Below are 24,601 nucleotides of genomic sequence, written 5' to 3'. Positions count from 1 at the left end.
ATGCGACGGCGTCTCTTCTGCAAGCGCTGCAGTCGCGGTCAGAAGACCGCTCCCACGGGTACCCGCGCGGCGCTCTTTGTAGGAGCGGTCTTCTGACCGCGACGCGGCGGGTGATGCCGCATCGTGTCGGGTTCAAGCGACACCCGCGTTGAGTCGGCAAAGGGGGGCGCGCGAAGCCCCATTTGAAGGAGTGCCGGCCTTGCATGGCCGGCCCGTTCAGCGGGCGCGATCAGGGGCAGGCTTTCTGCGTATGCCCGCGCTGATCAACCAACCCAGGGCTGGCTTTGCACAGCCAGCCCGTTCGTCAGGCGCGATCACGGGTATGCCTTCTGCGTATGCCCGCGCTGATCGACGACCCCAGGGCTGGCCCTGCATGGCCAGCCCGTTCAGCGGGCGCGGCGCAGTGCGCCGCGAAACCCCCGCTTCACCCCATCGCCAATTGCGCTACGGTGCGCAGGCCGTAGTCGAACAGTTGCTGCAGCGCCGGGGCGAAGAAGGGCATCGACAGCAGCAGCATGACGAAGCCGGCGATCAGCGTGACCGGGAAGCCGATCGCGAACAGGTTCAGCGTCGGTGCAGCGCGGGTCAGCACGGCCAGTGCGATGTTCACCACTAGCAGCGCCGCGATCACCGGCAGTGCGAGCATCACGCCGGCCGAGAAGATGGTGCTGCCCCAGCGTGCGATCGCCATCCAGCCGCTGGCCGGGAACAGGTCGGCGCCGACCGGCCACCACTCGAAGCTGTTGCCGATCACCGCCAGCAACATCAGGTGGCCGTTGATCGACAGGAAGATGAGCATCGCGAGCAGGCCGAGAAACTCCGAAATCACCGGCGACTGCGCGGCGTTGTCCGGGTCGTAGAACATCGCGAAGCCCAGACCCATCTGCAGACCGATCAGTTCGCCAGCCAGATCGATCGCGGTAAACACGACGCGCATCGAAAAGCCGAGCGCGATACCGATAAGCATCTGCTGCAGCAATGCGAGCAGACCCGGCCACGAGCCGACGATCAGCCCCGAGGGCGGCAGCGCCGGGATCAGCGCCAGCGTCATTGCCGCGCCGAAGCCCATGCGGATGCGCGCCGGAATCGCGCGGTTATTCAGAATGGGCGCTGTCGCGATCAGTCCCAGGATGCGGGCCAGCGGAAACAGGAAGCCCGCCATCCACAGGTCGAGCTGGGCGGCGGACAGATTGATCACGTCAGCCGATCAGCGACGGAATGGACGAATAGAGGCGACGGATGTAGTCGGTCATCAGCGTAATCATCCACGGCCCGGCCAGCACGATGACCAGAAACACCGCAATCAGCTTCGGGATGAAGGAAAGCGTCATTTCGTTCACCTGTGTCGCTGCCTGGAAGATGCTGACGATGAGACCGGTGATCAGTGCGGCGCCGAGCATGGGCGCCGACAGGATGAGCAGGATTTCGACTGCGTGGCGGCCGATGTCGACGACGGTGGTGGGGGTCATGGGTACGGCTCCTTCAGATCTGGCCGAAGCTCGACACCAGCGTGCCGAGTATCAGGTTCCAGCCATCGACCAGCACGAACAGCATGAGCTTGAACGGCAGTGACACGATGACCGGCGACATCATCATCATGCCCATCGACATCAGCACCGACGCGACCACCATGTCGATGATGATGAAAGGGATGAATACGATGAAGCCGATCTGGAACGCCGTCTTCAGCTCCGACGTGACATAGGCGGGTACGACGACGCGCATCGGCAGTTCTTCCTGGTTGGCCACCTTGGGCGTGTTCGACAGCCGCATGAACAGCTCGACGTCGGGCTCGCGTACCTGTTTCAGCATGAAGGCCTTCAGCGGCTTCGAGCCGATGTCCAGCGCCTGTTCGAAGGTGATGCGGTTTTCAGACAGCGGCTGGTAGGCGTTGGCATAGATCTGCTCGCCGACCGGCGCCATGATGAAGAAGGTGAGGAACATCGCCAGCCCGATCAGCACCTGGTTGGGCGGGCTGCTCTGCGTGCCGATGGCCTGGCGCATCAGCGACAGCACGATGATGATGCGGGTGAAGCTGGTCATCATCAGCAGTACCGCCGGCAGGAAGGACAGACTGGTCAGCAGCAGCAGCGTCTGTATTGACAGCGACCAGTTGGTACCGCCGCCGGGCGCCGGCGTGCTGGTCAGCGCCGGCATCGACTGCGCCAGCACCTCCGGGGCAAGTGCGGCGGCGACAGCACCGGCGCCGAACAGCGGGAGCAGGCGGCGCGTCATGAGCGGGGCGCCTTCAACCGGGCGAGCAGCGCGCCGAAATCGGCGGCGGCCGGCTGTGCGCTGCTCTGCTGCAACTCACCGCGCGGCAGCGTGGCGATGCCGGTGACCGAACCGGGCGCGACGCCGACCACCAGCCAGTGCTCGCCGATTTCGAGCAGCAGCACGCGCTCGCGCGAGCCGACCGCGATGCCGCCGACCGTGCGTATCGGTGCCGGCCCGGCCAGCTTGCCGCCGGAAATGCGGCGCAGCAGCCACAGCACCGCGAACAGCGCCGCCAGCACGACGCCGAGCGCGCCCAGCATCTGGATCACTGCGCCGGCGCCACTTGGCGGCGTCGCGGGAGCAGCCGCGTCGGCGGCGTGCAATGCGCCACTCGATGCGAGCAACAGGAGAGCCATGCGTATCTTCATGGCCGCAGGTTAACGCGCGGGCCGCTATGGTCAGACCGGGAATAGACCCGGTTTCGGGCGGCAATTTCTGCCGCCGTGGCGCGAGGGCACGGACGCGCCTGTGGTACTTGAATCCGCTGCGCTCAGCCCTCGGCCGCCAGCGCCGTCAGTGCTTCGCGCTCGCGTACCTCGATGCGTCCGCGCGTCATCGCGATCCAGTTGCGCCGCTCCCACTGCTTCAGGATGCGGCCTACCGGTTCGCGCGTGCTGCCCAGGTCGGTGGCGATGCGGCTCTGCGTGTCTTCGAGCGCTGCGCCGTCGGCCGTGCGCGCGAGCAGCAGGTCGGCCAGGCGGGCGTCGAGGCGGCGGAATTTCAGTTCGTCGAGCAGGGCGATCATGTCCGACAGCAGCCGGCCGTAGTGTTCGAACACGAACTGGCGGAACTCGTCCGAGGTGTTCAGCAGCTTGCGGAAGGTGGCGCCGGCGATCGCCACCTCGCGCAGGTCGGTTTCCGCCGTGCTGGCAGCCGGGTAGCGCGCCACGCCGAGCAGGCATGAGGTGGTGAGCACGCAGGAGTCACCCGGACCGACGCGGTACAGCAGCACTTCGCGGCCATTGGCCGACAGCCGCTGTATGCGTGACCAGCCTTCGATGCGCAGGATGAAGTTGTTGCAGGCGTCGCCCTCGCGGTAGCCGGTCTCGCCCGCCGACAGCCGCACCTCTAAGCTGTTGGCGAGCAGTTCCTCGCGTGCCGCCGGTTCGAGGTCGGCGAGCCGCGGGAAGTGCGTAATCCAGTCGCGCCACTGACCGGGCGCGCCGACATATCGGCTCATGACTCCTCCATCCATCTTTGTTGTTGTCGAGGGATGCTATCCCGTCGGTGCGCAGCGAATGTGACTAAGTCGCAGATCGCCGGCACGGCGGCGCGTTCAATCGCAGGCAAACGACAACGGAGGAGACCGCCATGTCCCTGAATTCCTTGCGCGCGCTGTTGTGCGCCTGCGCAGCGCTGTGGCTGCTGCCGGCCGGTGCGGCCGACGAGCCTTCGTCCGACACCGAAGTCTGGCAGGGCGTGCGGGCCACGGTGTTTGCCGGACGCGAAATCGTCGAATCGAACGAGGTGATCGAGATCGAGGCGCCCTTCCGTGCCGAGGACGCCGCGGTGGTGCCGGTGGCGCTGCGTGCGCGGATCGACCAGACGCCCGAGCGGCACATCCGCAAGCTGTGGCTCATCATCGACGGCAACCCGACGCCGGTGGCCGCAGCGATCACGCTGAGCCCGGAGGCGGGGCGCGCCGACATCGAAACCCGCGTCCGCGTCGAGCAATACACCTGGATGCGCGCGGTGGCCGAAACCAGCGATGGCAAGCTGCACGCGTCCAGCAAGTTCGTGCGCGCCTCCGGCGGCTGTTCGGCGCCGGCCGGCAAGGACTTCGAGGAAGCGATGGCGCGGCTGGGCAGGATGAAGCTCAAGGTCGAGAACGACGCCGGAAGTGCCGCGGCCGCGACGCTGATGGTGAGCCATCCCAACCTGAACGGCATGCAGATGGACCAGGTCACCCGCCACTTCACGCCGGCTCACTTCGTGCGCCGCATCGAAGTGAGCTACGCCGGCCGCACGCTGCTGACCGCCGACGTCGACTTCGCATTGAGCGAGAACCCGCAGCTGCGCTTCCAGTTCAAGCCACAGGAAGGTGGCGAACTGCAGGCGAGGGTGATCGATTCGAAGGACCTCACCTTCACCCAGACCGTCGCCGTGAAGGGCGGCGCGCTCGCCAGTTCGAAGTAAGTCGGGCGCTCAGCGCCGGCTGAGCGCTTCCTCGATCTTCTTCTCGGTCTTGTACTGGCTCAGTGCATAGACCGCCCACAGAGCGGCCGGAATCCAGCCCAGCAGCGTGAGCTGTAGGATGAGACAGATGATGCCGGCCACCGGGCGGCCGATGGTGAAGAACACCATGAAGGGCAGGAAGATTGCGAGCAGCAGTCGCATGACGGACTCCCGGTTGAGCGAAGTGCGCTCAACGGTACAAGATTAAGCGGTCGAGTTGAAGCCCGCGTAAGCGCCCGGAACTGGCGATGCTGCTCCGCCGCAAGCGGCCTGTCAGCTAATCCGGGATAATCGCGGCATGGTATCCGTCGTTCATTCCCTCTCCAGCGCCGACGCGGCGCGCACCACACTCGAATTGCTGACCGACGGTCTGGGCGACGCCGAAGCGGACACGCTGCGCCGCGCCCACGACATGGTGACGCCGCTGTATGCCGAGCGCTGGCTCGGCACCGGCGAGCCGATGCACGAGCACGTGGTCGGCCAGGCGCTGATCTGCGCCTCGCTGCGGCTCGACCTCGAAACCCGGCTGGCGGCCTTGCTGTTTCCGCTGCACGAGGTGCAGGACGACGCCGGCGAACACATCGCGGCACATTACGGCCCGGCGGTCGCCGAACTGGTCGCCGGCCTGCAGCGTCTCGACAACCTGCGCCTGATCACCCGCGCCCACGCTTCGCAGAGCGTGACCGGCAACGACGCCGGCGGCGATCAGGCCGAGGTGCTGCGCAAGATGGTGCTGGCCATGGTGGCCGACGTGCGCGTAGTCATGCTGCGCCTCGCTTCGCGTGTGCAGAGCCTGCGCTGGCTCACCGCGCACCCGAACGACGACCGCCTCGACATGGCGCGCGAATCGCTCGACATCTATGCGCCGCTGGCCAACCGGCTGGGTGTCTGGCAGCTCAAGTGGGAACTGGAAGACCTGTCCTTCCGCTTCCTCGAACCCGACACCTACAAGCGCATCGCCAAGCAGCTCGACGAGAAGCGGGTCGAGCGCGAGGCCTTCATCGCCGACGCCATGGTGAAGCTGAAGGCCGAGCTGGAAGCGGCCGGCATCAAGGCCGAAATCCAGGGGCGGCCGAAGCACATCTACAGCATCTGGAACAAGATGCGGGCGAAGAAGCTGGAGTTTTCCGAGGTGTACGACGTGCGCGCGCTGCGCGTGCTGGTCGATTCGGTGCGCGACTGCTACGGCGCGCTCGGCATCGTGCACCAGCTCTGGCATCCGCTGCCGCGCGAATTCGACGATTACATCGCCCAGCCCAAGGGCAACAACTACCAGTCGCTGCACACCGCGGTGATCGCGCCGGATGGCCGTTCGCTCGAAGTGCAGATCCGCACCTGGGACATGCACCGCCACGCCGAGATGGGCGTGGCCGCGCACTGGCGCTACAAGGAAGGGTCAGGCCAGGACAAGGACTACGACGACAAGATCGCCTGGCTGCGGCAGCTGCTGTCCTGGCGCGACGAAATCGCCGATCACTCCGAGTGGGTGGAGCAGTTCAAGCGCGCCGCGCTCGACGACACCATCTACGTGCTGACGCCGCAGGGCAAGGTGATCGACCTGCCGCAGGGCGCGACGCCGGTCGACTTCGCCTACCGCCTGCACACCGACCTCGGCCACCGCTGCCGCGGTGCCCGCGTGAACGGCCAGCTGGTGCCACTGAACACGCCGCTCGACAACGGTCAGCGGGTCGAAATCATCGCCGCCAAGCAGGGCGGACCGTCGCGCGACTGGCTGGTGCCGCAGCAGGGCTACATCACCACGCACAACGCGCGGGTGAAGGTGCGCCGCTGGTTCGCCCAGATCGAGGAAGGCGAAACGCTGGCCCAAGGCCGCGCATGGTTGGCGCGCGAACTGGCGCGCGAGGGCGCGTCGCAGACCAGCCTGGAAGAGCTGTCGAACAAGCTGGGTTACAACAGCGTCGATGCGATGCACATCGCCTGCGCGCACGGCGAGGTCGGTCCGCGCGCCATCCACGTCGCACTGAAGGGCGAGGAGCCGCCGCCGGACGAGCCGGAAATCAAGCCGCGCGCGCCGCGCGCCACCGGCGAACGCGGTGTGCTGGTCGAAGGCGTCGGCAAGCTGCTGACCCAGCTCGGCCGCTGCTGCAAGCCGGCGCCGCCGGACCCGATCTCCGGCTTCGTCACCCGCGGTCGCGGCGTGGCCATCCACCGCAGCGACTGCCCGAACTACATCAATATGGTGGCGCGCAACCCGGAGCGGGTGATCGACGCGCAATGGGGCGAAGTGGCCGGCCGCGATCCGGACGCGCGCTTCGCTGCCGACATCCACGTCGAGGCGCACGACCGTCAGGGCCTGCTGCGCGATATCTCGGAAGTGCTGTCGCGCGAGAAGATCAACGTCACTGCGGTCAGCACGCAGTCCAAGGCGGGCATGGCGCGCATGAGCTTCACCGTCGAGATCGCTGGCGTCGGGCAGATCCAGAAGGTGCTCGGACTGATCCGCGACGTCGACGGCGTGGTCGAGACGCGGCGCGGCTGATTGCCGGCGCGCCGACGCCCCGTGCACTAGAACAGTTCGACCTCGCCGGTGCTCATCGTGCCGCGCGGCCCGGATTGCAGGGTCATCGACCGCGCGGCCTCGCGCGCATCGGCCAGCAGGCGTGACAGCACCTCGTTGCGTTTCTCGACCCGGGCGATGCCGTCGCGCTGTTCGCGGTCGCGGTGCGCATCGAACACGCCGTTCACGTAACGCGCCATCAGTTCGGTCTGCTCGCCGACCTTTGCCAGCAGCTGGCTCACCATGTCCTCGAACTGCATAGACACCATGCCCTGCATGACGGCCTCGTGGATCGCGGCCGACAGGCGGTTGATGCGGTCCGCCTGCTCTGCCGCGTGGCGGTTGATGTCCGACATCTGCTGCCACAGCTGGGCCGCGTGTGCTTCGGATTCGCGTGCCGCGCCGATGTCCGTGCTTGCCGACGCCGACACCGCGGCACCTGCTTCGCTGATTGCCTCGTGCACATCACTCAGCAGAGTGCTGATTTCCTCGCTGAACTGTTCGGTCCGCTGAGCGAGCTTACGCACCTCGTCGGCGACGACGGCGAACCCCCGTCCTGCTTCGCCGGCCCGGGCGGCTTCGATCGCCGCGTTCAGCGCCAGCAGTTCGGTCTGGCGGTTGATCTGGTTGACCTGGCCGATCAGGCCACGCACTTCGTCGAGCTTGCCGCGCACGCCATCGAAACGCGCCGAGATCGCGGCGCTGCCTGCGCTGAGCGCCTCGACCGTCTGTACGAATCCGGACAGCGCCTCCTGCGTCTGCGCGGCGAACCGTCCGATCTCCTCGCGCCGGCTTGCCTGTTCCTCGTCCGTCGCGAGGAGGCGCAGTTCCTCGACCATGTCCCGGAGTTTCGAGCGGCCGTTGGTTTCCCGCAGGTTGGCCGCTGCACCGGCCACCACGTCCTGCGAGCGCGCCAGGGCCTCTCGCAGTCGCTCGAACTGCTCCTGGCTGCCGCCGGCGAGGGCCGCGCACAGGTCGTCGTACTGGCTCACATTCCTGTCGATCTCCGCCATGCGCGCGCGCTGGTTTGCCGCAAAGCGCGCCCGCGCTCTGCTGCTCATCACCCGTGATGCGGCCAGGCTGGCAATCACCACGCCGATCAGTGCCGGGATCGTCCAGCCGGGGGGCTGGCTGAAGCTCAGGGCGGCGCAGCCCGCGCTGGCTGCGATCGCAATCCATGTCGCGATGTCGTCACCTCTCACACCCGTGTTCCTGCTCATTTCGCGCTTCCTTTCCGCATGATTTCTTGTTGTCCGATCTACGACCAAAGTGATATCGGAAAAGCCCCTCTGGCCTTTACGGTCTTTGTGTGAATTTTTCCCGGGAATGGTTCGGTACGGAGACCGGGAAGGAAAGCGTCGAGGGGAGCGAAGGGAGGGCGGGTCTTGCGGAGCGGGAAGAGGGCTGGCGGCCCCAACAGGAATCGAACCTGTACCTACCCCTTAGGAGGGGGTTGTTGTATCCATTCAACTATGGAGCCGCAGGGGCGCGATTGTAACCGCGCGCCGCGTCAGCGGACGAGGGTGTAGCGGTATTCGATCGGCGGGTGGCCGGGGTGGGCGTGGCGGTAGCGCAGGCGGAGCAGGGCATAGTCGCCCGTGCCGGCGCGGTCGAACATCGCGCGGCCCGCTTCGCCGCGGCCGATCAGTAAGTGCGCTCCCGGCTGCATCTGCGGCGCGGGTGCGTCGTCCTTCCAGACGACGACCTGCGCCCGCGGAAAGCGCACGCGCAGTACGCCGCCGAGCACCGGGTCGTGGGTGACGATGGGCGCGCGGCCGTCGTAGCCGGCGCTGCGCAGCGCGAGCGCCAGTTCGGCCGCGGGTTCGTTCAGTTCGTCCGGCCGGTTGCGCCAGCCGTCGAATACCGGCCGCATGCTGGCCATGAAGAGGTAGAGCAGCGCGAACACGATGAGCGTGCCGCGCAGCCAGTACAGCCGCGAGTGCGTGCTCAGCTGCGGTCGGCAGCAGAAGAAGGCCAGCGGCGCCATGAACAGCAGCGGCTGCAGCCAGCGACCCTTGAAATGAGTGGCGCCGCCGACCACCACCAGCGCGATCATCAGCAGCGCCAGCAGTCCGAGATAGCGGCCCCACAGGCGGCAGTGTGGCGATGCGGCGGTGGGCGCCCACGCGGCGCGGCCGAAGATCGCGGCGAAGGCGAGCGCCAGCGCGGCCAGTGTGGCCAGCGTGGCGCCGAGCAGGCTGCTCAGGCCGCGCACGACGCCGCCCGCCATACCGGGCACGGCGTCCAGCTTTTCCAGCGTGCGGGCGCTGGCCAGCTGCCAGTTGTCGAGCAGCCACAGCGCGTGCGGCGCGAGCACGACGAGCGCCAGCAGCGCCGCCGCGATCAGCCACGGGCTGCGCAGCATGGGCCGCGTGTCGCGCGACAGCAGTACCGCCAAGCCGAGTGCGGCCAGATAGACCGCGAAACTGTACTTGGACAGCAGGCCGAGCGCTGCGCACAGGCCGAGCGCGAGGTAGAGCAGCGGGCGCGGCTTCTCGATCAGTCGCTCGACCACGTACAGCGTGGCGGTGGCGACGGCGGTGGCCAGCACCGAATGCGTCAGGTCGCGCTGCGATTCCCAGCCGATCTGCGGAATCAGCAGCATGGACGCCGCGGCGAGCAGCGCGAGCGGCGGCGCCATCAGCCGGCGCGCGGCCAGCCAGACGAAGGCGTAGGTCGATGCGAGCAGCGTGTTCTTCAGCAGCGACAGCGACAGTACCGACACGCCGGCCACCTGGAACACCGCCCACTGCAGCCATGTGTAGAGCGGCGGCTGCGTGCCATAGCCGGCGGCCAGCTGCTGGGTCCACAGCGCCTGCTCGGCCTCGTCCAGTTCGAGCGCGTCCGACACCAGCGTGCGAGCCACGATGTGGGCGCCGAAATAGAGCAAGAGCAGCAGCCACGGGGCGCGGTGCGACGGTGTGGAAGCAGGGGCGTTCATGGCGTCGCAGTGTCGCCGCACATCTTTAATTTGGCGTTAACCGCGGCGCTGCACGATGACGGCTCTTCATGCCGGATCGTCCGCCCATGCCCCAGGTTCTCGAATTCGCCCAGCCGGAGTTGCCGGCGCGCGCCACCGCCGAGGCGCCGGAGGTGTCCGTCGTCGTGCCGGTGTTCAACGAATTCGACAATCTCGGCGATCTGGTCGATCGCATCCACGCCGCACTGGCCCCGACCGGCCGCCGCTTCGAGTTGATCGTCGTCGACGACGGCTCGCGCGACGGCAGCGGCGCGCTGCTGACGCGGCTGGTGGCCGAACGCCCGTGGCTGCGGCCGGTGCTTCTGGTGCGCAACTACGGTCAGTCGAGCGCGCTGCAGGCCGGCTTCGACCGTGTGCGCGGTCGCTACGTCGTCACGCTCGACGGCGATCTGCAGAACGACCCGCTGGACATTCCGGCGATGCTCGACCGCCTCGACACGGATCCCGACGTCGACATGATTTCCGGCTGGCGCCAGCAGCGGCAGGACAAGGCGCTGTCGCGCCGCCTGCCGTCGCTCATCGCCAACAAGCTCATTTCCGCCTCGACCGGCGTGCATCTGCACGACTACGGCTGTGCGCTGAAGGCCTACCGGCGGGACATCATCGACCGCATCCGGCTGTACGGCGAACTGCACCGCTTCATCCCGTCGCTGGCGCGCGACGCCGGTGCGCGCATCGCCGAAGTGCCGGTGCGTCACCACGCGCGCACGCGCGGCGTGTCGAAGTACGGCATCGACCGCACCTTCCGCGTCATCCTCGACCTGGTGCTCATCGTCTTTTTCATGCGCTACCGCCAGCGTCCGCTGCACGCGTTTGGGGCGCTCGGCCTGTGGCTGGCCACACCCGGTGCCGCCGTCCTTTGCTGGATGGGGCTGCTCAAGCTGTTCGGCCACGACATCGCCGGCCGGCCGCTGCTGATGGCCGGCGTCATGCTGCTGCTGATGGGCGTGCAGCTCATCGTTGCCGGCCTGATCGGCGAACTGCTCATCCGCATCTATCACGAAGGCCGCGGCCGGCCGCAGTACCACGCGCAGGAGCCGGAGGCGCGATGACGCGCGGCGCCGCGCTGCGCCTCGCCGCAGCCGGCGCGCTGCTGGCTGCGGTCATCCACGTGGCGGAACCCGCTGCGCTGATCGCGACGCTGCGGCAAACCGACCGCGACTGGCTGCTGCTCGGCCTGGTCGCGGCGCTGCTGTCGAACGTCGCCTCCGCGCTGCGCTGGCGTGCGCTCACCGCCTGGCTCGGTGCGGCCGTCAGCCCCTCGTTCGCGCTGCTCGCCTACTTCCGTGCGATGGCGCTGAACGCGCTGCTTCCGGGGGCCGTCGTCGGCGGCGATCTGTATCGCGCGCTGGCGCTGCGTCAGGCCGGTCTGCCGACACTCGACGCCGGCCTGTCGGTGCTGCTGGACCGCGGCAGCGGCCTGTGGGTGCTGCTCGCACTCGGTGCCGGCGCATTGCCGTTCGCTGCATCCTCCATCGCACTCCCACTGCCGCTGCCGGCTGTCTGGATCGACCTGTCGTGCGCGGTGGCGGCCGTGCTGCTGCTCACCGCGCCACTGCTCATGATTGCGTGGCCTATCAGCGGCGCTCGCGCGTTCGCCGCGCTGGCGCGCGTGCAGTCGCGATTGCGGCGTCCGCGGGTGCTGCCGCAGTACGCGCTGCAGATGGGCGCTTCGCTCCTCGTGCAGGCGCTGTCCATCGCCGCGCTTGCCTGCGGCGGCCGGGCGCTCGGGCTCGACCTGTCGCCGGCCGTGTGGGCGACGGTGGCGGCGCCGATCTTCCTGATGGCGGCGCTGCCGGTCAGCGTCGGCGGCTGGGGTACGCGCGAAGCGGCGGCGGCGGCGGTACTCGCCGCCTTCGGCGTGCCGGCCGCGCAGGCGGTCGCCGTGGCGCTGATCTACGGCGTGTTCGGTCTGCTGCAGGCGGCGCTGGGCGGCGCGCTGTTTGCCTGCCGGCCGCAAGCGGTGCCGCGCCTGGGCTGAGTCACCGCCGGGGCAGGGCGTATACTGCGCGCCCGCCTCCGAACCGCCCTCGCACGCCGCCCACCATGCCGCTGATCACCCTCGACAATGCCTGCCTTGCCTTCGGCGACCTGCCACTGCTGGACCACACCGCACTGGTGGTCGAACCGGGCGAGCGGCTGGCGCTGATCGGCCGCAACGGCACTGGCAAGTCCAGCCTGCTGAAAATCCTCGCAGGCGATGCGGCACTCGACGACGGCATCGTCTGGCGTCAGCCCGGCACGAAGATCGCCTACGTTGCGCAGGAGCCGCAGTTCGCCGCCGGTGCCCGCGTGTTCGATGCCATCGCGCAGGGCCTGGGCGAGCTGTCGCAACTGCTGATCGACTATCACGACGTGGCCGAGGCGGTCGCGCACGGCGACGAGAGCAAGCTCGACCGCATGGCCGAACTGCAGGACGCGCTGGAGCACCATCAGGCCTGGCGTTTCGAGCAGCGCATCGAACAGGCGCTGGTCCGGCTCAACCTGCCGGGCGACGCGACCGTGGAATCACTGTCCGGCGGCATGCTCAAGCGCGTGGCGCTGGCGCGCGCGCTGGTCGCCGAGCCGGACATGCTGCTGCTGGACGAACCGACCAACCACCTCGACCTCGACGGCATCGCCTGGCTGGAAGCGCTGCTCAACGATTTCCGCGGCGCCAGCCTGGTCATCACGCACGACCGCCGCTTCCTCGACAGCTTTGCCACCCGCATCATCGAACTGGACCGCGGCCTGCTACGCAGCTACCCCGGCCGCTACGCGCAGTACGTCGCGCGCAAGGCGGACGAACTGGCGGCCGAGGCGCTCGAATCGGCACGGGCCGACAAGCTGCTGGCGCAGGAGGAGGTGTGGATACGCAAGGGGGTCGAGGCGCGCCGCACGCGGGCCCAGTTCCGTGTAAAGCGGCTCGACGAACTGCGTGCACGGCGCGAGGCGCGGCGCGAACAGATGGGACGCGCGCGTATCGGACTGGATCGCGGCGAGGCCTCGGGCGAACTGGTGGCCGAGCTCGAAGGCGTGAGCAAGCGTTTCGGCGATCGCCCCATCGTGCGCGACTTCTCGACCCGCATCGTGCGCGGCGACAAGGTGGGCCTGATCGGCCCGAACGGCGCCGGCAAGACCACGCTGCTCAAGCTCATCCTCGGCCAGCTGGAGGCGGACGAAGGGCGTGTGCGCACCGGCAGCCGCATCCAGGTCGCCTACTTCGACCAGTTCCGCACCCAGCTCGACGAATCGGCCACACTGGCCGAAGTGATCAGCCCGGGTTCGGATTTCGTCGAGATCGGCGGCAAGCGCACGCACGTGATCGGCTATCTCGGCGACTTCCTGTTCCCGCCTCAGCGCGCGCGCGCCAAGGTCGAGTCGCTGTCCGGCGGCGAGCGCAACCGGCTGCTGCTTGCGCGATTGTTCGCGCGACCGGCCAACGTGCTGGTGCTGGACGAGCCGACCAACGACCTCGACATGGAAACGCTGGACCTGCTCGAACAGCTGCTGCAGGACTACGACGGCACGGTGCTGCTGGTGTCGCACGACCGCGCCTTCCTCGACGCCGTCGTGACGCAGACCATCGCGTATGAGGGCGACGGTCGCTGGCGCGAATACGTCGGCGGCTACAGCGACTGGATCGCCCAGCGCCCGGCCGCGCCGGCGTCGCCCGCCGCCACGCCGGCAAGATCAGCGCCGCCAGCGCCCGCGGCTGCGCCGGTCAAGACCGACAAGCCGGCCGCGGCGCCGAAGAGCAAGCTCAGCTTCAAGGAACAGAAGGAACTCGACAGCTTGCCCGACCGTATCGCTGCGCTGGAGGATGAACAGACCACGCTGACCGCACGGCTGTCCAGCGGCGCACTGGCGGGTCCCGAAGCGGCCGTCGTGTCGACCCGGCTGGGCGCGCTGGCCGCAGAAATCGACGCCGCGATGCTGCGCTGGGAAGAACTGGAATCGCGTCGCTGAGCCCGGTTTCTGTCGAATTTATTTACAGTTCATGGGCCGGCGAACGGCGCTATCCAGGATAGGTAAAAAACTTCATATATTTCAGTTTTGTGTAACACCCTGTTTTTCTGGAACGTGACTTGCTAAACGGCGGGTGACCACTCGGGAAAATATCCCTTGCCGTCGTGACAAGAACCCAGGAGACAGATCATGGCCATCCCCTTCCGCAAGAAGGTTCGCCTCGCCGCACTGACTGCGGCCCTTGCCGGCATCAACGCCGCACACGCCGCACCGACCGTTGATCTCGAGAACGTCGGTTGGGTCACCTACGGCGATGCCCGTTCCTATTCGCTGCCGATTTCCGGTCTTGAAGTGATGGCCGGGCCGGGCCAGATCGACATCTTTACCAAGCTCGGTCTGGGCGCCAACGGCCAGACAAGCAATGGTACGCCCGGTGTCGACGACGCCTTCGATACCCCGCAGGCAAACACCACCGAAGGCTTCCGCACCACGGCCGCAAACGAACCCAACAGTCTGGCTGGTGTGCTCGACGGCAGCTGGGACCGTTCCGGCTGGTGGGATGCCAGCCTGTCGGCGCTCAATGCCGAACTGAACTTCGACGAGAACTCGATCGTGTTCTTCTTCGCCAACAACGAAATCGGCTCCGGCGAGGACCGCGCCAGTCTGGCGGCGTGGATGCGCGTCGAGGTGTCGCAGATCAGCACGGGCACCATCCTCGGCCGCTTCGACCTGAGCAATGACTTCGACCAGGATGGCGTGTCGGTTTACGGCGGTCTGCCCACCTTCGACGGCTCGGGTGGCTCCGGCATCATTCTCGGCGGCTCAGATCTGTACACCGCGCCCGGCGCGCTGACCGAAGCAGGTCGTGTCGAACCGGTGCTCGCCGATTTCGTGCGCTCCGGCGGTCCGGTCTGTCTGGCAACGGTGCCGGGCGGTGAAGTCATCGTCGATTGCGCCGGCCCCTACGACCGCAAGGTCGAGCACAACCTGGGCGGTGATCGCGCTGCCTACGCCATCGTGATGACCGAGCTCGACGCACTGATTGCCAGCCTGCTCGGCGGCGACCTGAGCGACTACGCGATCCATGTCGACTATCGCCTCGGCTGTGGCAGCGAGGACGGCTTCGGTACCGTGCGGGAAGCGCCGCGTCAGAACCAGGACGTCGGCAACTGTTTCGACCGGTACGCGCTGAACGGCGGTGACGAGAAGCTGTTCATCGGCACCCAGGCGCGTACGGACATCAATGTGCCCGAGCCCGGTTCGCTGGCGCTGATCGCCGCGGCGCTGGCCGGGGTCGGCGCGCTGCGCCGCCGTCGCGGCTGATCGCGGCTTCTGCGGCACGCCGCACGTGAACGACAAAGGCCACCCGCGGGTGGCCTTTGTCGTTGTGGTGGCGTCAGGCGGGGCGTCAGTCCGCGTCCGGGGCGGCGTGATCGGGGAGCGTCGGCGGCGGCGAGCCATCCATCGGCAGACCCAGGCGGCCGAGCAGCGTTTCGTGGCTGATCCGCAACAGCTCCTCGATGTCCTTGAAATCGTCCGGCAACGCCGGGTCGTCCCAGCCCTTGGCGCTGTGACGGGCCAGATTGACCGCGTACTGCACGTTGCGCACGCGCGGCGACGGGTGGGCGGAACCACCCATCAGTTCGACCAGCAGCGCGGGCAGTCGCCAGCTCTTGGCCAGCGCCAGCTGCAGGTCGTGCGAAGTCACGTTGAACACCACCTTCTGCGCGGCCGCCGTGCGCATCGTCGGATTGGCGCGCAGCAGGTCGCGCAGCTTCAGCGACAGCTTCGGCGCGAACACCCAGCAGAGGATTTCCGCCACGTCGTGAAGCAGCGTGGCGACGGTGATCTCGTCGACGTCGATGTCGTGGCGCATCAGTGCCCACTCGCGCGCCCAGCCCGACGCCTTGCGCGCCCGCGCGATCACGCGCATGACGCCGAGCAGTGCCTGCTGATGATCGCGCAGGTGCTCTTCCAGCGTGGGCATCGACTCGAAATGATTGAAGAAGGGCGTGATGCCTATCATCATCAACGCCCGCTCAATGGTCGTGATGTCGGTATGCTGGCTGCGGCCGCGCTTCGCTTCGATGAAGGCGAGGACGCGCAGCGTCATCAGCGGGTCATGCAGGATGACCTGGGCGATGGTGCGGGCACTGACCGTGTTTTCGGCCTCCCGCAACAGAGCCAGTTCGCGGGTGGTGCGGGCAAGTACCGGCAGGGGCTTGTCGCTCATGAAAGCGACCCAGCCCTCCAGGGTGGCGTTCGACGCGTCGCGCATGTGTCAGGTCCTGTGGACGATGACCTGTTAACGGCTCCGCACGCCGCCTACTGAAGAGGTGGCGCCATGAAGCTTGTGTCTGTCTGCAAGCTGCGCAGGGCGCTCATCGGCGAGCCTCAGCTCCCGTCGTCGTCCTCGTCGCCGTCGGCGCCCTGCCAGCTGTCGTTGTCGGCGTCACCATCGGCCTCGGCCACCATCGTCATCGCGTTGATCTGCGCGATCTGGTCAAGCAGGCTCGGCATGGCCGGAATGCGCTCGTCGGACTTCAGCGGACGGCGATGATGGCGAAAACCCAGTGTTTCGGACGTCGGGCGCGGCATGGACATGACGGGACTCCTGATACTGTTTGACGGTGGTTGATCGCTGCTGCTCTGCTGATTACGACGTTTGACTCGCGGACTTGAAGGCATGTCGCACCCTCTTTGTGAAGATTCCTCAACGATGCAGCACCTGCCACGCCCGGATTGCGATCTGTTCTGCCGCGTCGTCGACAACTTCGGCGATGCCGGCGTGTGCTGGCGCCTCGCTCGCACGCTGGCGCGCGAGCACGGCTGGACGGTAAGGCTTTGGATGGACGCGCCACAGGCGCTGGCGCGGATCAAGCCGCAGGGCGCCGACGAGCCGGGCGTCGAGTTGAGGCACTGGACCGATGAGCTGCCCGACTGCGAACCCGCACATTGCGTCATCGAAGCCTTCGCCTGCCATCTGCCGCCGGCCCTCGTCGCGGCGATGGCGGCGTTGGCGGTGCCGCCGCGCTGGATCAATCTCGAATACCTGACCGCCGAGGAATGGGCGGACGGCTGTCACGGCCTCGCCTCGCAGGACCCGGCGACCGGCCTGACCAAGCACTTTTTCTTCCCCGGTTTCAGCGCGCGCACCGGCGGCCTGTTGCGCGAGCGCGACCTGTTCACTCGACGCGACGCCTGGCGCGCGGATGCCGCGCTGCAGCAGGCGACCTGGGCGCGTGTCGGCATGCGGCCGCAGCCCGGAGCGCTCCAGGTGTCGCTGTTCAGCTACGAGAGCCCGTCGATGTCGCCCCTGGTCGACGCGCTGGCTGCACGCGCTCAGCCGACCCAGCTCTGGGTGCCTGAGGGCAGGGCGCTGATCGCGCTGGCCGGCGTGCTGGCGCGGCCGCTGGTCGCTGGCGACGAAGTGCGACGCGGCGCGCTGCGGATCTGCGCGCTGCCTTTCATGGACCAGGACGACTACGACGCACTGCTCTGGCACTGCGATCTGAACATCGTGCGCGGCGAGGATTCATTCGTCCGCGCGCAGTGGGCGGCCCGTCCGCTGCTGTGGCACATCTATCCGCAGGACGAGGGGGCGCATCTGACCAAGCTCGATGCCTTTCTCGACCGCTATTCGGCCGGCCTCGACCCGGCGCCGGCAGCACGCTTGCGCGTACTGCATCACGGCTGGAGCGGCGGGGCGGCGATCGCACCGGCAGACTGGCTGGCGGCGCTTGCCGACCTGCCGCTGCTGACCGCGCACGCACGGGACTGGGCGACGCGGCTAGCGGCCACAAGCGACCTCGCAACCCAGCTTGTGTTGTTTAATCAGACACCTATATAATGCCGGGTTTGCCGCGACGGGCGTTGCAACAGGGGTTGCAAAGGTTCGCATGGCGGCCTCAACCCCACAGGAACACTGCATGAAAACCGCTCAGGAACTGCGCGCCGGCAACGTCGTGAAAATTGGCAACGACGCCATGGTCGTACTCAAGGCCGAATACAACAAGTCGGGCCGCAACGCCGCCGTCGTCAAGATGAAGATGAAGAACCTGCTGACCGGCTCCGGTCAGGAGACGGTCTACAAGGCCGACGACAAGTTCGACGTGGTCATCCTGGAGCGTCGCGAAGTCACCTACTCGTACTTCGCCGATCCGCTCTACACCTTCATGGATGCCGACTACAACCAGTACGAAGTCGAAGCCGAGAACATGGGCGACGCGCTGAACTACATCGAAGACGGCATGGCCTGCGAAGTCGTGTTCTACGAAGGCCGCGCCATTTCGGTCGAACTGCCGAACTCGGTCGTGCGTGAAATCATCTACACCGAGCCGGGCGTCAAGGGCGACACCTCGGGCAAGGTGCTCAAGCCGGCCAAGATCAACACCGGCTACGAAGTGGCGGTGCCGCTGTTCTGCGATATCGGCGACAAGATCGAAATCGACACCCGCACCGGCGAGTACAAGAACCGCGTGAAGTAAGCAGCCCGATCCGACCGCGCGCTCGGGCGGTCGGCGGACGAAAGAGGCCCTGCCATCGTGCAGGGCTTTTTTTTGCCCGGCGTCGCTGTCTTGCATGAGCGTCTCGGCGACCGCGACAGCGGCCTGAATTCAAGCCGGCAGACCGCAGCCGCCGCGGCCGGGCTTTTGTGGGAGCGAGCTTGCTCGCGATGGCGGCCTGAAGCGAAGCCCGCGGACCGCAGCGGCCGCGTCGCGGCCAAGGCCGCTCCCACAGGGGGCGCGCGCGACCTGCGGGCGGAACCGGGTTCTGTGGGAGGGGGCTTCTGACCCCGACAGCTGCCTTGATCGAAGCCTGCGGACCGCAGCGGCCGCGTCGCGGCCAAGGCCGCGCCCCACAGGGAGTGCCCCGGATCTGCAGCCGGCAGCGCGCAGTCCCGGGACCGGTTCCCGCAATCGACGTTTTCGTTGCACTGCGACAGGAAATCCCCGCGTCGACTTCCTAGACTGAAATCTTTCCGTCAAGCAGCCGTGTCATGCTGCCTGCATTGTTGGAGTTCAGACATCCACAACGAGGGGGATGGTCCATGTCACATATCGCCGATCTGCCGTTTCTGCCGAACGCACTCGAATCCGAATTCATCCCGCCGCTCGAACTGATCGAGCACGGGCAGTTCTACCTCATTTCGTGGGAAACGCAGCTCGCCGCGGCCGTCGCCTGGCAGGCGGCCGGCGGCAATGCGGACAACGATGGTGCGACGCTGCAGGCGGTGCCGCCGCGCGTCGAGCGGCGTCGGCGGGCCGAGGTGATTGCCTTCCCCGACCGCCGCGCCGCCTGAGTCAGACCTCGACCGGCTGCGCCGGGTCTTCGTCTACCTCGGCGTCCACCTCGGCACCGAGGAAACCGCCGCTCTGGTGTGCCCACAGCCGGGCGTACAGCCCGCCGCAGGCCAGCAGGCTGCGGTGGTCGCCTTCTTCGACGACGCGACCGCGGTCCATCACGATCAGCCTGTCCATCGCCGCGATGGTCGACAGCCGGTGGGCGATCGCCACCACGGTCTTGCCTTCCATCAGCCGGTAAAGACTGGTCTGGATGGCCGCCTCGACCTCGGAGTCGAGCGCGCTGGTCGCTTCGTCGAGCAGCAGGATGGGCGCGTCCTTCAGCATCACGCGGGCGATGGCGATGCGCTGCCGCTGGCCGCCGGACAGCTTGACGCCGCGTTCGCCGACGTGGGCGTCGTAACCGCGGCGGCCCTTCGGGTCGACCAGACCCATGATGAAGTCGTGCGCCTCGGCGCGTCTGGCGGCCGCGATCATGTCGGCGTCGGTCGCGTCCGGCCGGCCGTACAGGATGTTGTCGCGCACTGAGCGGTGCAGCAGCGAAGTGTCCTGGGTCACCATGCCGATCTGCGCGCGCAGGCTGTCCTGGGTGGCGTTCGCGATGTTCTGCCCGTCGATCAGGATGCGGCCGGACGGCAGGTCGTGGAAGCGCAGCAGCAGGTTGATCAGCGTGGTCTTGCCGGCACCCGAGCGGCCGACCACGCCTATCTTTTCGCCCGGGCGGATGTGCAGCGTGAGCCGGTCGATGACCGCGCCACCGTCCTGGCCGCGCGGCTTTTCGTAGTTGAAGGTGACGTCCTCGATGCGGATGTCGCCGCGCGTCACGTGCAGCGGCTGCGCGCCGGGCCGATCCACCACCAACTGCGCGCGCGACAGCGTATTGATGCCGTCGCGCACGGTGCCCACCTGTTCGAACAGCGACGCCAGTTCCCACATCACCCAGTGCGAAATGCCGTTCAGCCGCAGCGCCATCGCGGTCGCGGCCGCCACCGCGCCGACGCCGACCTGACCCTGTATCCACAGCCACAGGGTCATGCCGGCGGTCGATGCGATCAGCGCCATGCTCAGGATGTGATTCACCACCTCGAAACCGGTGACCAGCCTGAACTGCGCATTGACCGGGCGCATGAATTCGCGCATCGCCTCGCGTGCGTAATCCGACTCGCGGTCGGTATGCGAGAACAGCTTCACCGTCGCGATATTGGTATAGGCGTCGGTAATGCGACCGGTCATCAGCGAGCGCGCGTCGGCCTGCGACTGCGCCACCTTGCCCAGACGCGGCACGAAATACACCATCGCGCCCACATACAGCGCGAGCCAGCCGCCGAAAGGCAGCAGCAGCGTGAGGTCGAAGCCGCCCACCACGGTCACCATGGTGACGAAGTAGATGATGATGAACACCAGGATGTCGGCCACGATCATCCAGGTGTCGCGCACCGCCAGCGCGGTCTGCATCACCTTGGCGGCGACGCGGCCGGCGAATTCGTCCTGGTAGAAGCTCATGCTCTGGCCGAGCATGTGGCGGTGGAAATTCCAGCGCAGTCGCATCGGGAAACTGCCGGCCAGCGCCTGGTGTTTGATCAGGGTCTGCAGCGCAATCACCAGCGGGCTGGCGATCAGGATGCCGGCGAGCAGCAGCAGCGTGTCGCCCTCCTGCGCCCACAGCCGGGCCGGTTCCGTTTTGCCCAGCCAGTCGACGATGTCGCCCAGCATGGCGAACAGCATTGCTTCGAACACGCCGATCAGCGCAGTGCACACCGTCATCGCCGCGATATAGCCGCGCATGCCCTGCGTGCATGACCAGAGGAAGGCGAACAGGTCGTGCGGTGGCGTCGGCGGCTGGCCGGCGGGGTAGGGATCGATCCGTGTTTCGAAAAACTTCAGCAAGACGCTCTCCGCGTTGGGGCCCCGTGACAGCGGCCCCGGACCTTACAGGACAAGAACGCGGTCCGGCAGTTCGTTCTTCTTTGCGCCCGTGCCCGGAAAATGCTGCGCCAGCGTCGTGGTGATCGCCTGCACGCAATGCAGTGCGCCGTCGTGGAATTCGCCGCGGCGGAAACGCGTCTCCAGTTCGGAGCACAAGGCCGTCCAGTGCGCGTCCGGCACGCGGGCGCGCACGCCGCGATCGACCACGATTTCGATGTCGTGATCGGCCATCAACAGATAGATGAGCACGCCACTGTTGTGTTCGGTGTCCCAGACGCGCAGTGCCGAGAACACCTCGATCGCGCGCTCGCGCCCGCTCTGGCCACGCAGCACCGCGAGCGGGTGCAGTGCGTTCTCGACGACGAAGCGCAGTTCACCGGCATGGCGCGCTTCGCTTGCCTCGATCGCCAGCTCGATCGCCTCCAGCGTACGCGCCGGCAAGGCGCGGCGCAGCGCCCAGGGCAGGGCGAACAGATGTCTGAAGAAACGTCCGATCATGTCACCACCGTCCCGAGGCGCCGCCGCCTCCGAATCCACCACCTCCGCCGCCGAAGCCGCCTCCGCCGCCGTGACCGAAACCACCCCCGCCACCGAAGCCGCCGATGCCGCGACCGCCGCCGAACAGCGTGATCAGCAGCGCGGCGATGCCGGCGAGGATGGCGATCGGCAGCAGCCCGACCACGATCCAGGCGATGAATCCGACCACACCGCCGGTCGTCAGTGCGCCCGGCAGCCGACCCAGCATGGCGCGCAGGACGCCGCCAAGGCCTAGGGCGACGATGAAAAGCATGGGCGCGTACTGTTCGATCCCGCCGTCCCCGCCCGCCGCGGCGCGCGATGGTTCGGGCAACGGCTCACCGTCGATGACGCCTATCATGCGATCCACGCCGGCGCGGATGCCGCCGGCGAAATCGCCCTGGCGGAAGTGGGGCACGATCACGTCGGACACGATGCGCTTGGCCGCGATGTCGGTCAGCGCGCCCTCCAGCCCGTAGCCGACCTCGATGCGCAGTGCCCGGTCGTCCTTGGCCACCAGCAGCAGGGCGCCGTCATCGACGCCCTTGCGCCCGAGCTTCCACGTCTCGGCCACGCGCAGCGCGTACTGCTCGACCGTCTCCGGCGCCGTGCTCGGCACGACCAGCACGGCGATCTGGCTGCCCTTGCGCTGTTCGAAGTCCTGCAGCGTGCGCTCCAGCGCGGCGATGTCGGCACCGCTCAGCGTCGCCGTCTGGTCGCTCACGCGGGCGACCGGCGGCACCGCGAGCTGCGCGAAGGCGCTGGTGGCGACGAGGAACAGCGCGCCGAGGCCGGCGCGCAGGGCACGCATCCAGTTCATCTATCTATTGCGCCGGCTTCGGCGCCGCACCGCCGAAATCGACCGTGGGCGGACGCGATATCGCGGCCTCGTTCTCGACCGTGAAACCTGGCTTCACCTGATGACCGAACATCATCGCGGTCAGGTTGCTCGGGAAGGAGCGCACCGTCACGTTGTACTCCTGCACCGCCTTGATGTAGCGGTTGCGGGCGACGGCGATGCGGTTCTCGGTGCCTTCGAGCTGCGCCTGCAGATCGCGGAAATTGGCGTCGGACTTCAGGTCCGGGTAGTTCTCGGTCACCACCAGCAGGCGCGACAGCGCGCCCGACAGTTCGCCCTGGGCAGCCTGGAATCTTTCGAAGGCCTGCGGATCGTTCAGCAGTTCGGGTGTCGCCTGGATGGCACCGACGCGCGAGCGCGCCTCGGTCACGCGGGTGAGCACTTCCTTCTCCTGCTCGGCGAAACCCTTGACCGTATTGACCAGATTGGGAATCAGGTCGGCACGGCGCTGGTACTGGTTCAGCACCTCGGCCCAGGCGGCCTTGACCTGCTCGTCACCCGACTGCAGCGTGTTGTAGCCGCAGCCGGACAGCAGCGTGACGGTGAGAAGAGCGAGCAAAGACATCCACAACTTGCGCATTTCCTGCCTCCAGTGACCGGTTTGACCCGGACGAAGATGGGGGCGGGCGCCCCCGGATGCAAGAAGGATACAGGCGGGATGTGACGCTGCGGCCGTCCGGCCGCAGCGAACGGATCAATCCACTGCGGTCAGTGCGGTCTGGCTGAAGCCGGCGTCCACATAGGTGATTTCGCCGGTCACGCCGCTGGCGAGGTCGGACAGCAGGAAGGCGGCGACGTTGCCCACTTCCTGGATGGTCACGTTGCGGCGCAGCGGTGCGTTCTTTTCGTTATAGGCCAGCAGCTTGCCGAAGTTGCCGATGCCGGAAGCGGCCAGCGTCTTGATCGGACCCGCCGACACCGCGTTGGCACGGATGCCCTGCGGGCCGAGGCTGGCCGCGAGGTAGCGCACCGACGCCTCCAGGCTGGCCTTGGCGAGACCCATCACGTTGTAGTTGGGCAGTGCGCGCACCGCGCCCAGGTAGGAAAGCGTCAGCACCGAACCATTGCGGCCCTGCATCATCGGGCGCGCGGCCTTGGCCAGCGCCGGGAAGCTGTAGGCGCTCACTTCGTGCGCGGTGCGGAAGGCTTCGCGCGACAGACCGTCGAGGAAATCGCCGTCCAGCGCTTCGCCCGGCGCGAAAGCGATCGAGTGCACCAGGCCGTCCAGCCCGTCCCACTTCTTCGCCAGTTCGTCGAACAGGCCGGTGATCTGCGCGTCGTCACTGACGTCACAGGGCAGCACGATGTCGGAACCGAACTCCGCGGCCATCTTGGCCACGCGGTCGACGAAGCGGTCGCTCACGTAGGTGAAGGCCAGTTCGGCGCCTTCACGGTGACAGGCCTGGGCGATGCCGTAGGCGATCGAACGGTTGGACAGCAGTCCGGTGATCAGAATTTTCTTGCCGGCGAGAAAGCCCATGTGCGTCTCCAGAATTCCGGCATCCGGCCGGTTGGGGGAGGGCGGATTATAGGGGAAGCCGGCCCGGTCGCCACGCAGCTGCATGGACCTGCGCCGCACGTGGCAACATCGGGCTTTGCACTGCCCCGCCACACCGTGTCCTCACCCCCCGATCCGCACGCCGGACAAGCCGATGCCGACCTCTGGCAACTGTGGTTCGACGGCTGCGCGCTGCCGAATCCGGGCCGCCTCGGCCTGGGTGCGCTCATCATCGCGCCCGACGGCCGGCGGATCGAACTGTCCCGACCCGGCAGCCGCCACGGCTGCAGCAACGAAGCCGAACTCGAGGCGCTGCGCGTGGCGCTCGACCGCGCCCACGCCGAAGGCGCCCGCCGGCTGCTCGTCACCGGCGACAGCGACTTCGTCGTGCGCCACCTGAAAGGCGAGAAACAGACGGCGGTCGATGTCCTGCGTGACCGGCTCCAGGGTGTCGACGCCGTGCTGGCGAGCTTCGACGCGGTCGAACTCAGATGGGTGCCGCGCCACCGCAATCGCGACGCGGACCGACTGTCGCGTGCGGCACTCGGCCTGCCGGACAAGCCGGCGCCCGTGCCCGGTCGCGGGCGTCGGCGCTGAGCCG

The 24,601-nt window shown here is 67.5% G+C and carries 26 protein-coding genes and 1 tRNA gene; 11 read left to right on the top strand and 16 right to left on the bottom strand.

Features of this window, described 5'->3' with window-relative positions; all coding sequences use genetic code 11:
- Nucleotides 1-424 precede the first annotated feature (424 nt).
- The 5 genes from fliR to WJU27_RS09665 form a co-directional block, all read right to left on the bottom strand.
- Nucleotides 425-1,198: a flagellar biosynthetic protein FliR gene (gene fliR / locus WJU27_RS09685; protein ID WP_341421989.1), complete on the bottom strand. Its 774-nt coding sequence runs from the start codon at nt 1,196-1,198 to the stop codon at nt 425-427.
- Between the two features lies 1 nt (nt 1,199).
- Nucleotides 1,200-1,469, bottom strand: coding sequence for a flagellar biosynthesis protein FliQ (fliQ, locus tag WJU27_RS09680; protein WP_341421988.1), 270 nt, complete (start codon nt 1,467-1,469; stop codon nt 1,200-1,202).
- Nucleotides 1,470-1,482: 13 nt separating this feature from the next.
- Nucleotides 1,483-2,235, bottom strand: coding sequence for a flagellar type III secretion system pore protein FliP (gene fliP, locus WJU27_RS09675; protein ID WP_341421987.1), 753 nt, complete (start codon nt 2,233-2,235; stop codon nt 1,483-1,485).
- On the bottom strand, nt 2,232-2,633 hold the full coding sequence (fliO, locus tag WJU27_RS09670; RefSeq protein WP_341421986.1) for a flagellar biosynthetic protein FliO: 402 nt from the start codon (nt 2,631-2,633) through the stop codon (nt 2,232-2,234). The genes fliP and fliO overlap by 4 nt, the downstream gene beginning before the upstream one ends.
- A 134-nt stretch (nt 2,634-2,767) precedes the next feature.
- The gene (locus WJU27_RS09665) at nt 2,768-3,457 is read right to left on the bottom strand and encodes a Crp/Fnr family transcriptional regulator (protein WP_341421985.1); all 690 of its coding nucleotides are present in this window, start codon (nt 3,455-3,457) and stop codon (nt 2,768-2,770) included.
- Nucleotides 3,458-3,588: 131 nt separating this feature from the next.
- On the opposite strand from WJU27_RS09665, the gene WJU27_RS09660 reads away from it, so the two are divergent.
- Complete coding sequence (locus tag WJU27_RS09660) at nt 3,589-4,413, top strand: quinoprotein dehydrogenase-associated SoxYZ-like carrier (RefSeq protein WP_341421984.1); 825 nt, start codon at nt 3,589-3,591, stop codon at nt 4,411-4,413.
- A 9-nt stretch (nt 4,414-4,422) separates the two neighbouring features.
- On the opposite strand, the gene WJU27_RS09655 is transcribed toward WJU27_RS09660, so the two are convergent.
- Nucleotides 4,423-4,614: a YqaE/Pmp3 family membrane protein gene (locus tag WJU27_RS09655; protein WP_020163964.1), complete on the bottom strand. Its 192-nt coding sequence runs from the start codon at nt 4,612-4,614 to the stop codon at nt 4,423-4,425.
- Nucleotides 4,615-4,750: 136 nt separating this feature from the next.
- Between WJU27_RS09655 and WJU27_RS09650 the strand changes: the two genes are divergently transcribed.
- Complete coding sequence (locus WJU27_RS09650; protein ID WP_020163965.1) at nt 4,751-6,952, top strand: RelA/SpoT family protein; 2,202 nt, start codon at nt 4,751-4,753, stop codon at nt 6,950-6,952.
- Nucleotides 6,953-6,978: 26 nt separating this feature from the next.
- Here the strand turns inward: WJU27_RS09650 and WJU27_RS09645 are convergent, their stop codons facing one another.
- Entirely contained in the window at nt 6,979-7,983 is a 1,005-nt protein-coding gene (locus tag WJU27_RS09645) for a methyl-accepting chemotaxis protein (protein ID WP_341421983.1), read from the bottom strand.
- Here WJU27_RS09645 and WJU27_RS09640 point away from each other — a divergent pair.
- Nucleotides 7,982-8,212: a hypothetical protein gene (locus tag WJU27_RS09640; protein ID WP_157257212.1), complete on the top strand. Its 231-nt coding sequence runs from the start codon at nt 7,982-7,984 to the stop codon at nt 8,210-8,212. The genes WJU27_RS09645 and WJU27_RS09640 overlap by 2 nt on opposite strands.
- Nucleotides 8,213-8,375: 163 nt before the next feature.
- Here the strand turns inward: WJU27_RS09640 and WJU27_RS09635 are convergent.
- Both WJU27_RS09635 and WJU27_RS09630 read right to left on the bottom strand, forming a co-directional pair.
- Nucleotides 8,376-8,450: transfer RNA gene (locus WJU27_RS09635), tRNA-Arg, on the bottom strand.
- A 30-nt stretch (nt 8,451-8,480) separates the two neighbouring features.
- Complete coding sequence (locus tag WJU27_RS09630; RefSeq protein WP_341421982.1) at nt 8,481-9,911, bottom strand: glycosyltransferase family 39 protein; 1,431 nt, start codon at nt 9,909-9,911, stop codon at nt 8,481-8,483.
- A gap of 86 nt (nt 9,912-9,997) precedes the next feature.
- On the opposite strand from WJU27_RS09630, the gene WJU27_RS09625 reads away from it, so the two are divergent.
- From WJU27_RS09625 to WJU27_RS09610, 4 genes are all read left to right on the top strand, one after another.
- The gene (locus WJU27_RS09625; RefSeq protein ID WP_341421981.1) at nt 9,998-11,002 is read left to right on the top strand and encodes a glycosyltransferase family 2 protein; all 1,005 of its coding nucleotides are present in this window, start codon (nt 9,998-10,000) and stop codon (nt 11,000-11,002) included.
- Nucleotides 10,999-11,931 (top strand): lysylphosphatidylglycerol synthase transmembrane domain-containing protein, encoded by a 933-nt coding sequence (locus WJU27_RS09620; RefSeq protein WP_341421980.1) that lies wholly within the window; start codon nt 10,999-11,001, stop codon nt 11,929-11,931. Before WJU27_RS09625 ends, WJU27_RS09620 begins: the two co-directional genes overlap by 4 nt.
- Before the next feature lie 65 nt (nt 11,932-11,996).
- The gene (locus WJU27_RS09615; RefSeq protein WP_341421979.1) at nt 11,997-13,898 is read left to right on the top strand and encodes an ATP-binding cassette domain-containing protein; all 1,902 of its coding nucleotides are present in this window, start codon (nt 11,997-11,999) and stop codon (nt 13,896-13,898) included.
- Between the two features lie 189 nt (nt 13,899-14,087).
- Nucleotides 14,088-15,221, top strand: a complete 1,134-nt coding sequence (locus WJU27_RS09610; RefSeq protein ID WP_341421978.1) for a PEP-CTERM sorting domain-containing protein — start codon at nt 14,088-14,090, stop codon at nt 15,219-15,221.
- A gap of 85 nt (nt 15,222-15,306) precedes the next feature.
- Here the strand turns inward: WJU27_RS09610 and WJU27_RS09605 are convergent, their stop codons facing one another.
- Both WJU27_RS09605 and WJU27_RS09600 read right to left on the bottom strand, forming a co-directional pair.
- Nucleotides 15,307-16,176, bottom strand: coding sequence for an HDOD domain-containing protein (locus WJU27_RS09605; RefSeq protein ID WP_341421977.1), 870 nt, complete (start codon nt 16,174-16,176; stop codon nt 15,307-15,309).
- A 116-nt stretch (nt 16,177-16,292) separates the two neighbouring features.
- On the bottom strand, nt 16,293-16,502 hold the full coding sequence (locus WJU27_RS09600) for a hypothetical protein (RefSeq protein WP_341421976.1): 210 nt from the start codon (nt 16,500-16,502) through the stop codon (nt 16,293-16,295).
- A 115-nt stretch (nt 16,503-16,617) separates the two neighbouring features.
- Between WJU27_RS09600 and earP the strand changes: the two genes are divergently transcribed.
- From earP to WJU27_RS09585, 3 genes are all read left to right on the top strand, one after another.
- Nucleotides 16,618-17,748: an elongation factor P maturation arginine rhamnosyltransferase EarP gene (gene earP, locus WJU27_RS09595; RefSeq protein ID WP_341421975.1), complete on the top strand. Its 1,131-nt coding sequence runs from the start codon at nt 16,618-16,620 to the stop codon at nt 17,746-17,748.
- Nucleotides 17,749-17,827: 79 nt separating this feature from the next.
- On the top strand, nt 17,828-18,385 hold the full coding sequence (efp, locus tag WJU27_RS09590; protein ID WP_019918995.1) for an elongation factor P: 558 nt from the start codon (nt 17,828-17,830) through the stop codon (nt 18,383-18,385).
- Between the two features lie 563 nt (nt 18,386-18,948).
- Nucleotides 18,949-19,200: a hypothetical protein gene (locus tag WJU27_RS09585; RefSeq protein WP_020163975.1), complete on the top strand. Its 252-nt coding sequence runs from the start codon at nt 18,949-18,951 to the stop codon at nt 19,198-19,200.
- Between the two features lies 1 nt (nt 19,201).
- Here the strand turns inward: WJU27_RS09585 and WJU27_RS09580 are convergent, their stop codons facing one another.
- The 5 genes from WJU27_RS09580 to fabI all read right to left on the bottom strand — a co-directional run bounded on the left by WJU27_RS09580 (nt 19,202) and on the right by fabI (nt 23,982).
- On the bottom strand, nt 19,202-21,088 hold the full coding sequence (locus tag WJU27_RS09580; RefSeq protein ID WP_341421974.1) for an ABC transporter ATP-binding protein: 1,887 nt from the start codon (nt 21,086-21,088) through the stop codon (nt 19,202-19,204).
- A gap of 42 nt (nt 21,089-21,130) precedes the next feature.
- The gene (locus tag WJU27_RS09575; protein ID WP_020163977.1) at nt 21,131-21,625 is read right to left on the bottom strand and encodes a TPM domain-containing protein; all 495 of its coding nucleotides are present in this window, start codon (nt 21,623-21,625) and stop codon (nt 21,131-21,133) included.
- A 1-nt stretch (nt 21,626) separates the two neighbouring features.
- Complete coding sequence (locus WJU27_RS09570; protein WP_341421973.1) at nt 21,627-22,463, bottom strand: TPM domain-containing protein; 837 nt, start codon at nt 22,461-22,463, stop codon at nt 21,627-21,629.
- Between the two features lie 4 nt (nt 22,464-22,467).
- Nucleotides 22,468-23,082 (bottom strand): LemA family protein, encoded by a 615-nt coding sequence (locus WJU27_RS09565; RefSeq protein WP_296810101.1) that lies wholly within the window; start codon nt 23,080-23,082, stop codon nt 22,468-22,470.
- Between the two features lie 114 nt (nt 23,083-23,196).
- Entirely contained in the window at nt 23,197-23,982 is a 786-nt protein-coding gene (fabI, locus tag WJU27_RS09560; RefSeq protein WP_020163980.1) for an enoyl-ACP reductase FabI, read from the bottom strand.
- A 135-nt stretch (nt 23,983-24,117) separates the two neighbouring features.
- Here fabI and WJU27_RS09555 point away from each other — a divergent pair, with 135 nt between their 5' ends.
- A complete protein-coding gene (locus WJU27_RS09555; RefSeq protein WP_051091702.1) occupies nt 24,118-24,597 on the top strand; it encodes a ribonuclease HI family protein in 480 nt (159 codons plus the stop codon).
- Nucleotides 24,598-24,601 lie beyond the last annotated feature (4 nt).

Source organism: Methyloversatilis sp. NSM2 (assembly GCF_038066675.1).
GTDB classification, from domain to species: Bacteria; Pseudomonadota; Gammaproteobacteria; order Burkholderiales; family Rhodocyclaceae; genus Methyloversatilis; species Methyloversatilis discipulorum_A.
Note: the sequence above shows the minus strand (reverse complement) of the source record. Positions and strands in the feature narration are given on the sequence as shown.

Excerpts from the sequence above, each read along its gene's own strand:
- fliQ (WP_341421988.1), bottom strand. The coding sequence starts at position 1,469 with ATGACCCCCACCACCGTCGTCGACATCGGCCGCCACGCAGTCGAAATC.
- fliP (WP_341421987.1), bottom strand. The coding sequence starts at position 2,235 with ATGACGCGCCGCCTGCTCCCGCTGTTCGGCGCCGGTGCTGTCGCCGCC.
- fliO (WP_341421986.1), bottom strand. The coding sequence starts at position 2,633 with ATGGCTCTCCTGTTGCTCGCATCGAGTGGCGCATTGCACGCCGCCGAC.
- WJU27_RS09665 (WP_341421985.1), bottom strand. The coding sequence starts at position 3,457 with ATGAGCCGATATGTCGGCGCGCCCGGTCAGTGGCGCGACTGGATTACG.
- WJU27_RS09660 (WP_341421984.1), top strand. The coding sequence starts at position 3,589 with ATGTCCCTGAATTCCTTGCGCGCGCTGTTGTGCGCCTGCGCAGCGCTG.
- WJU27_RS09655 (WP_020163964.1), bottom strand. The coding sequence starts at position 4,614 with ATGCGACTGCTGCTCGCAATCTTCCTGCCCTTCATGGTGTTCTTCACC.
- WJU27_RS09650 (WP_020163965.1), top strand. The coding sequence starts at position 4,751 with ATGGTATCCGTCGTTCATTCCCTCTCCAGCGCCGACGCGGCGCGCACC.
- WJU27_RS09640 (WP_157257212.1), top strand. The coding sequence starts at position 7,982 with ATGCGCGCGCGCTGGTTTGCCGCAAAGCGCGCCCGCGCTCTGCTGCTC.
- WJU27_RS09645 (WP_341421983.1), bottom strand. The coding sequence starts at position 7,983 with ATGGCGGAGATCGACAGGAATGTGAGCCAGTACGACGACCTGTGCGCG.
- WJU27_RS09630 (WP_341421982.1), bottom strand. The coding sequence starts at position 9,911 with ATGAACGCCCCTGCTTCCACACCGTCGCACCGCGCCCCGTGGCTGCTG.
- WJU27_RS09625 (WP_341421981.1), top strand. The coding sequence starts at position 9,998 with ATGCCCCAGGTTCTCGAATTCGCCCAGCCGGAGTTGCCGGCGCGCGCC.
- WJU27_RS09620 (WP_341421980.1), top strand. The coding sequence starts at position 10,999 with ATGACGCGCGGCGCCGCGCTGCGCCTCGCCGCAGCCGGCGCGCTGCTG.
- WJU27_RS09615 (WP_341421979.1), top strand. The coding sequence starts at position 11,997 with ATGCCGCTGATCACCCTCGACAATGCCTGCCTTGCCTTCGGCGACCTG.
- WJU27_RS09610 (WP_341421978.1), top strand. The coding sequence starts at position 14,088 with ATGGCCATCCCCTTCCGCAAGAAGGTTCGCCTCGCCGCACTGACTGCG.
- WJU27_RS09605 (WP_341421977.1), bottom strand. The coding sequence starts at position 16,176 with ATGCGCGACGCGTCGAACGCCACCCTGGAGGGCTGGGTCGCTTTCATG.
- WJU27_RS09600 (WP_341421976.1), bottom strand. The coding sequence starts at position 16,502 with ATGTCCATGCCGCGCCCGACGTCCGAAACACTGGGTTTTCGCCATCAT.
- earP (WP_341421975.1), top strand. The coding sequence starts at position 16,618 with ATGCAGCACCTGCCACGCCCGGATTGCGATCTGTTCTGCCGCGTCGTC.
- efp (WP_019918995.1), top strand. The coding sequence starts at position 17,828 with ATGAAAACCGCTCAGGAACTGCGCGCCGGCAACGTCGTGAAAATTGGC.
- WJU27_RS09585 (WP_020163975.1), top strand. The coding sequence starts at position 18,949 with ATGTCACATATCGCCGATCTGCCGTTTCTGCCGAACGCACTCGAATCC.
- WJU27_RS09575 (WP_020163977.1), bottom strand. The coding sequence starts at position 21,625 with ATGATCGGACGTTTCTTCAGACATCTGTTCGCCCTGCCCTGGGCGCTG.
- WJU27_RS09570 (WP_341421973.1), bottom strand. The coding sequence starts at position 22,463 with ATGAACTGGATGCGTGCCCTGCGCGCCGGCCTCGGCGCGCTGTTCCTC.
- WJU27_RS09565 (WP_296810101.1), bottom strand. The coding sequence starts at position 23,082 with ATGCGCAAGTTGTGGATGTCTTTGCTCGCTCTTCTCACCGTCACGCTG.
- fabI (WP_020163980.1), bottom strand. The coding sequence starts at position 23,982 with ATGGGCTTTCTCGCCGGCAAGAAAATTCTGATCACCGGACTGCTGTCC.